The sequence below is a fragment of the Clostridium sp. KLE 1755 genome (assembly GCF_000466465.2).
Classification (GTDB): domain Bacteria; phylum Bacillota; class Clostridia; order Lachnospirales; family Lachnospiraceae; genus Eisenbergiella; species Eisenbergiella porci.
Window position 1 is genome coordinate 90,086 of record NZ_KE992768.1, and the last position, 7,127, is coordinate 97,212.

The window sequence follows — 7,127 nt, forward strand, 5'->3', positions numbered from 1 at the left end:
CGCAGGCAGGCATTCCGTCCCCATATAAGGAATGTAAAACTGGCTGGAAAGCGTATGGAAAATGGAAAACAGAATATTGAACCTGGGCATACTCGCCCATGTGGACGCAGGAAAAACCACGCTGACGGAGAGTCTCCTTTATCACAGCGGAATTATTAAGAGCAGGGGAAGCGTGGACAGGGGGACCACAATCACGGATTCCCTGGAGCTGGAGCAGAAGAGGGGAATGACAATCAAGGCTTCCACCGTCTCTTTTCCCATAGGCGATGTGAAAATCAATCTGATTGATACACCGGGTCATGTGGATTTTATCGGGGAGGTGGAGCGTTCCCTCCGGGCGCTGGACGGCGTGGTGCTGGTCATATCGGCAAGAGAGGGCGTGCAGCCGCAGACAAGAATCCTCTTTCACCAGCTGAAGAAAATGAAGATGCCGGTCATCCTTTTCATTAACAAAACAGACAGGGTGGGCGCGGACTATGAGGCAGTTCTGGCGCAGATCCGAACCCAGCTGTCAACGAGGATTATACAGATGCAGGAGGTTAAGCGGACGCCGCAGCAGGATTATACAATAAGGGAATATGACTGGGCGGACACCGTTTACACGGAGCAGATTATCATGTGTTCCGAAAAGCTTCTGGAAAAGTACCTGGATGGCCAGAAGGTGGAGGCGGAAGAGCTGGAGGCATGTTTAAGGTTCCGCGTGGGAAAAGGGCGGCAGTATCCGGTCTATGCAGGTTCTGCCCTGAAGGATCTGGGAATGGAACAGCTGATGCGGGGGATAGTCCGCTGGCTTCCTGTAAGAAAACCGGAAAACAGCCGTCTTTCCGCCTATATTTATAAGGTGGAGCATGATGAGTGCGGACATAAGAAGGTTTTTTTCCGGGTATTTTCCGGAACGATTTCGCAAAAGGACAGGGTGTCCGCTGCCGGGGCGGATCAGGAGATCACGATTAACAATCTGATGACTGTAAGCCGGGGCAGGCTGATACCTGCCGTAAAGGTGGGGGTAAATGACATCGGAATCCTGACGGATATTCCGGCTCTGTCCTGCAGCGGATTTATCGGTGAAGCCTGCGGCGGTAAAAATATGGGGCGCCTGATGGAGCCGATGCTGTGCGTAAATGTGGCGCCGGCGGAGGCTGGGGACAGATACCGGCTTCTGGATGCGCTGAATGTGCTGACGGAGGAGGATCCGTTGCTTAAGGTCAGGGTATCGGAGCAGACAGGGGAAATACTGATGGATTTGTTCGGAAAGCTGCAGATAGAAATCCTCCGGGATACGCTGGCGGAAAGGTTTGGTGTGAAAGCGGAATTTTCCGGGATGAAGACGATATGCAGGGAAAAGCCTGTTTCAGCTGCCTGTGCGGAAATACGAATGGGAGAAAAAAGGAACCTGCACAGAGCGGGAATCGGAATACGGATGGAACCGCTGGAGGCTGGGGAAGGCAACCGGTATGAGACGCAGGTTTCCTTTGGCTTTATAGAGAAATCATTTCAGAATGCGGTAAGAGAGGGGGTATGGAAGGCACTGGAGGAAGGGCTTGAATATGCCGTGGCGGATACCCGGATTGTATTCGTGGACGCAGACTACGACAGTGTGACGAGTACACCTGCGGATTACCGCAGGCTTGCGCCCCTGGTGGTCAGAAAAGCGCTGCAGCAGGCCGGAGTGATTAAGCTGGAGCCGGTTATGAGCTACCGGCTGTTTGCACCGTCAGGCTGTGAGAAGAGACTGATGGGCAGGCTTGCCAATATGCAGGCTTCTATTGACGATGTGGGCTATAACGGCGATGAACTGGAGGTTTCAGGCCAGGTGCCCTTTGATACGGCAAAGGAATTCCAGGTGGAACTAAAGAGCATGACCGGTGGCATGGGAATCTTTGAAATGGAGTTTTTGGAGTATCGAAGGTGCAGACAGGAAGGGAATGGCTGAAGCCTTTTCCGGAAGCTGTTTTGCTTGATTTTTCGTTTGGCACAGAATTTGACACCGGCCTGCCGGGATGCTACAATTTACGTTAAAGTCCGGCATATGCGGAAAAATAACAATGCAGACCATTTACCAGATGAAAACAGGAAAAGGTGACAGGTATGGTAACAATAAAAGAAATTGCGGACAGGGCCGGTGTTTCAAGAGGAACGGTGGACCGTGTGCTGAATAACCGGGGAAAGGTGAATCCGGAAAAAGAGGAAAGGGTGCGCCGGATAGCCCAGGAACTGGGATATAAGCCGAATGTGGCGGGAAAAGGCCTGGCGGCGAGGAAGAAGCATCTGAAGCTGGGTTTTGTCTGTGTGGACGATGAATTTGCGCCTTTTTTTACAGATGTGCTCAAAGGCGCGGAAAAGCAGGCGGAGGAACTGAAGCAGTACGGCGTTGAGGTACTTTTTTTTATTACCAGGATAGAGGAGTTGATGGGTGAAGAGTGCCTGGAGCGTATTGTCAGTGAGAATGCAATGGACGGCTGGGTGATTAACGGCGTTCTGTCCGAGCACTTTACCAGGGCTATGAAGTCATGTGGGAGAGAGCCGGTACCTGTAATTTTTTATAATATGGACGAACCGGGAGCGGACAGGATGGCCTATGTCGGCTGTGACTACGAGAAGTCGGGCCGGCTGGCAGCAGGGGTAGCGGCCCTGATGACCGATGGTAAAGCCCGGGTAGGTGTGGTTTCTGTGGATGACGGTACCATAAGCAGCTTTAAGGCGCGTATGGAAGGCTTCCATATGGAAATCAGTGAAAGATACCCGGAAATGTCCGTGGTTTCCCAGCAGGTGATGACAAGGGAGAAGGATCAGTTTGATTTTTTTGTAGCAGTGCAGGGAATGGTGGAACGCCATCCGGAAATCAATATTCTATATCTGGTAAATCCCGGAGATTACAGCATCTGTCAGGCAATACGCAAAGCCAGCACCGGCAGGGACATTAAGATCATCTCCAACGATCTGGTGGAAAAGCAGCGTCAGATGGTAAAGGACGGCGTAATTGCCGCTACCATATGCCAGGAACCGGAAAAACAGGGAGCACTTCCGTTGGAGCTTCTCTTCAATTTCCTGGCGCTTGGCATGGAACCGACGAAGGAATACTATTTTACGGAGCTAAGCATACGTATCAGCCAGAATGTATAGCGCTGCCTGCTTATTCGGAGAACAGAGCTGCGGGGAACCTTCCTGCATGTTATTGGAAAATAAAGAGGACGTCTTGATGAGGAGGAAGAAAATGGGCACAGCAGTCTGTACCGGTTTCTTCCTCTTTTTCAGGGGAAAGAGGTGTTATGCTTTTTTAACTGATTAAAGCCAGCTGAGTCTTCCTTTCATTGCAATTTTCCTGTCCCCTTTTGTTATCCTTCCGATTTCATAGCAGGGGTAATGTTGGGAGATGCGGCGTACTGCATCCTCTTTTCCTTCCTGGGAAACCACCAGGACAAAGCCGACGCCACAGTTGAAGGTCCGCAGCATTTCTTCATCCTCCACGTTCCCCTGCAGCTTAATATATTTGAATACAGGAAGCGACCTGATTTGCGGCAGGCTGATTTCCGCTGTAAGGCCATCAGGGATAATGCGGCAGAGGTTGCCTTCTATCCCGCCCCCTGTGATATGAGCCATGCCGTGGAGATATTCCTGGCCGAACAGTTCTTTAACCGCTTTGTAATAGGGCGTGTGGGGCTTCATAATCTGTTCGATAAATGTCAGGCCGTCTATCCGATCCAGTTTTATCTGAGGCATTTTTTCCATAAGGAGCCTGACAAGAGAATAGCCGTTGGTATGCAGACCATTGGAAGCCACAGCAAGCACGGTATCCCCTTCATTAATGGCGGAACCGTCGATGATGTGGCTTTTTTCTACGATCCCGGCAATGCTGGAGGTCAGTACGTAGACACCTGCATCGATGACCAGAGGCTGTATGGAGGTCTCACCTCCCACAAGAGAGCATTCGTTGTCCCTGCAGGCCTGGGAAATTCCTTTTACCAGTGTTTTGATGGTATCCTTTTCTGCATTTCCGCAGACGATGGTGTCCAGAACGGCCAGCGGCCTGGCACCCATGACCACAATATCGTTCACCAGATGATTGATCATGTCGTGGCAGATTGATTCCGTAAAACCGTATTCCATTGCCAGCTTCTGTTTAGAACCCGGCTCCTCGGATTTCAGCACGAGCACCGGTTCTTTGATTTCAGGAAAATGCAGGTCGTACAGAGAGGCGAAGGGACCCAGGCCATTAAGTACGCGCCTGTCCTTTGTTTCCAGATGCTTTGCCATTTCCTGTTTAATTGTGTCCGTGTAAGTGATGTCAATGCCAGCCTTGCTGTAGGAAAGACCTTCCCCGGTTTTTTCACAGCCGGTGAGAATATCATCTACCTTAACACCCAGCGCCACGGCCAGCTCATAAAGAACCTCCAGATTGGGGTAAGCGCTTCCGTTTTCCCATTTGGAAACTGCCTGAAAGGAGACCTTCAGTTTATCCGCCAGCTGTTGCTGCGTCATTTTCAATTCTTTTCTCTTTTCTGAGATAAAATGTCCGATTTTAATACTGTCCAGCATTGCTCATTCCTCCGTTTCTTATACAGTGATTATAGCCTGTGCGTATGGTCTGTTACAATAACTGCTTTTTTGAGTTTACAGCCGTTTTTCTACTACTGATAGAATTCGGGGGACTTTTTGGAAATTGAAAGTCATGAGCAGGGGACGGTATTGTTGAAGAAAAAATAAAACAAAAAATGCAATGTTTTTGATTTTTCCAGGACAAATATTACATAGATTATTTTGGGCTTTGCAGGTATACTTAGACCGGAAATTGTTTTCCTGTACAGTAAACAGGAAAAAGTCAAAACAGAGGAAATTTGTAAAAAAAACAAAGTTTTTTACAGGCAGAGTAAGGAGAGAAAGTATGATGGAAAAAAATAAAACGCTGATTATCTTTACGGATAGCGGAGACACCATTATTAACGAGGCTTCCCAGGTTTATGATGCACAGGAACCGGGGATTGTAAGCCAGGCGGAGTTTATTGAAAATGCAGGGGAAATACTGCAGCAGCTGCATGAGGAAGGTTACACTGTTGCGCTTGTAGCGGACGGGGAAGAAGCGTCCTTTCAGAATGTTTACAGAAAAAACGGACTGCGCAGCTGCTTCGATGCCTGGGTAGTTTCGGAAACGGTGGGACAGCAGAAGCCGGAGGCAATTATGTTTCAGACAGCCATGGAACAGCTGGGACTGGAGGAAAAGGATAAGAAACGGATTGTCATGATTGGCAATAATCTGAAAAAGGATATTGCAGGGGCAAACCGTTTTGGGATTACCAGCATCTGGCTGGACTGGTCGCCGCGTTATTACAGAACTATAGAGGAAGAGGACTGGAGGCCGGATTATACGGTACATCATCCTTCGGAGCTTCCTGCTTTACTGGAGGAACTGAACAGAAAACTTGAGGATAAAGCGCCTGAAAGATAGTCCTCTGCATTTATTTTAATCCAATTCCGTTCAGGACTTCATTTGTTGTAATTCCGCTGTAATTATATTCTAATTCGCTTATGGAAAATGGGATTACAGCTTTGCCGCCAAGCTTTATGAGTTTATAATTCGTGCGCAGTCGTTCTGCATTTTTTACAATTGATTCTTTTATGGACGGTCTTTCGATACTGTCGGAATTTTCAAGGATGCTTTCCAAATCCCCGAATTCATGGAGAAGCCGGGCAGCGGTTTTCGGACCGATCTTATCCGCGCCTTTTATGTTGTCGGAGCTGTCACCTGTAAGGGATTTAAAATCCGCATACAGGGAAGGTGCGATGCCCAGTTTTTCTTTGATATAATCAGGATCACAGACAACCGTATTTTTGCCGCGGTAGCGTAAAACCTTTATATTTTCATTGATCAGCTGAAAAAAATCACTGTCAAAGGAAGCAATTACCACTGACATTTGTTCCCCATAGGCGTAAGCATAGCCCGCGATTATGTCATCGGTTTCCAGTTCCTGGACCTCCGTATATTTGATATTCATAAACGACAGCGCGGCGTATACATCCGCAAGCTGTGAATAGGGATTATCCGCCTCATCCACCTGCGAGTAATCCGGGCGGTTCGCTTTATAACCGGGAAGCAGAATTGTACGGACATTTGGATGTTCTCCGTCAAAGAGTATTACAACATGGGTGGGGCAGGTCATCCGGATAATTTTAATAGTGGCGCCGACAAAGCCGAGAGTACCCTGGATCGCCTTTCCCTTCCCGTTTATAATACGCGAAGGCATGCCGAAAAACATTTGAAAAAGAAGGTTGGAACCGTCAATAATCAGCAGCTTGTCCATATCTTTATAACCTCCCTGATATCTGATGCCGTGAAAATATTAAAATAGAAGCCGCCGGCAGGATTACGACTGCCGGGAAGGAAAACGGACGCAAAAACAGGGCAAAACAGCGCGAAAACAGATTTGGCAGCGGAAGCGGATATAACGGTGAAAACGGATTTGGCAGCGGATGCGGCGATAATAACAGCCATAGCGGCGGCAATCAGAATAAAATTCCCCTTTTCAATTTTACAATTCTTTATTCATATGTCCATTATTTCAATCCCCATTTTCCTGAGTATATCAGATTATCATAGAATATAACAGCACAGATCTGTATTCACTTTAAGTTTGTTTGCTTTTTTTACGCAATAATTGTAGTACTGTAAAACAGCACTGCATTTGCAGAAATGTGGTGAATATGTAAAATACAGAGTGAAAATGTGTGCGGACACATCATGTTTACGTTTTGTACGAAAAAAATAATAAAATTACAACTTGGTATTTGTGAAAAATGCATAGAAATATTTACGTATAACTTTGCTCTATTGACAAAATGGAAGTGTAAAACTAAAATATAAATATGGTGCTCGTACACACCACTAATTGCAGAGAGAAAATCAACTGCAAAAGGGGAAAAATGCCGGACTTCTGTAATGGCGGGGATGTAAGATCCGGAGACACGGATACCGGGCATACAACGCAGATGCAGGGTTTGGACAAACAGAAAAGGAGTGCAAGGGGATATGCAGGAAAAAAAGTATTTGAAATGGTACAACAAACTGGGGTATGGTTCCGGTGACTGGGCAGCCAATATGGTCTCAGCTCTGAAAGGCGAAAATTTCTCGCACA

5 protein-coding genes are annotated in these 7,127 nt (G+C 47.6%); 3 read left to right on the forward strand and 2 right to left on the reverse strand.

Going from position 1 to position 7,127, the window contains the following annotated elements; genetic code table 11:
* Positions 1–61 precede the first annotated feature (61 nt).
* A complete protein-coding gene (locus HMPREF1548_RS24515) occupies positions 62–1,933 on the forward strand; it encodes an elongation factor G (RefSeq protein WP_021639419.1) in 1,872 nt (623 codons plus the stop codon).
* 155 nt (positions 1,934–2,088) lie between these two features.
* Positions 2,089–3,123, forward strand: a complete 1,035-nt coding sequence (locus tag HMPREF1548_RS24520; protein ID WP_021639420.1) for a LacI family DNA-binding transcriptional regulator — start codon at positions 2,089–2,091, stop codon at positions 3,121–3,123.
* Between the two features lie 162 nt (positions 3,124–3,285).
* On the opposite strand, the gene purM is transcribed toward HMPREF1548_RS24520, so the two are convergent.
* Complete coding sequence (gene purM, locus HMPREF1548_RS24525) at positions 3,286–4,536, reverse strand: phosphoribosylformylglycinamidine cyclo-ligase (RefSeq protein ID WP_021639422.1); 1,251 nt, start codon at positions 4,534–4,536, stop codon at positions 3,286–3,288.
* A 346-nt stretch (positions 4,537–4,882) separates the two neighbouring features.
* On the opposite strand from purM, the gene HMPREF1548_RS24530 reads away from it, so the two are divergent.
* On the forward strand, positions 4,883–5,443 hold the full coding sequence (locus HMPREF1548_RS24530) for an HAD family hydrolase (protein ID WP_025490686.1): 561 nt from the start codon (positions 4,883–4,885) through the stop codon (positions 5,441–5,443).
* 10 nt (positions 5,444–5,453) lie between these two features.
* Here the strand turns inward: HMPREF1548_RS24530 and HMPREF1548_RS24535 are convergent, their stop codons facing one another.
* Positions 5,454–6,296, reverse strand: coding sequence for a 5'-3' exonuclease (locus tag HMPREF1548_RS24535; protein WP_021639425.1), 843 nt, complete (start codon positions 6,294–6,296; stop codon positions 5,454–5,456).
* Positions 6,297–7,127 lie beyond the last annotated feature (831 nt).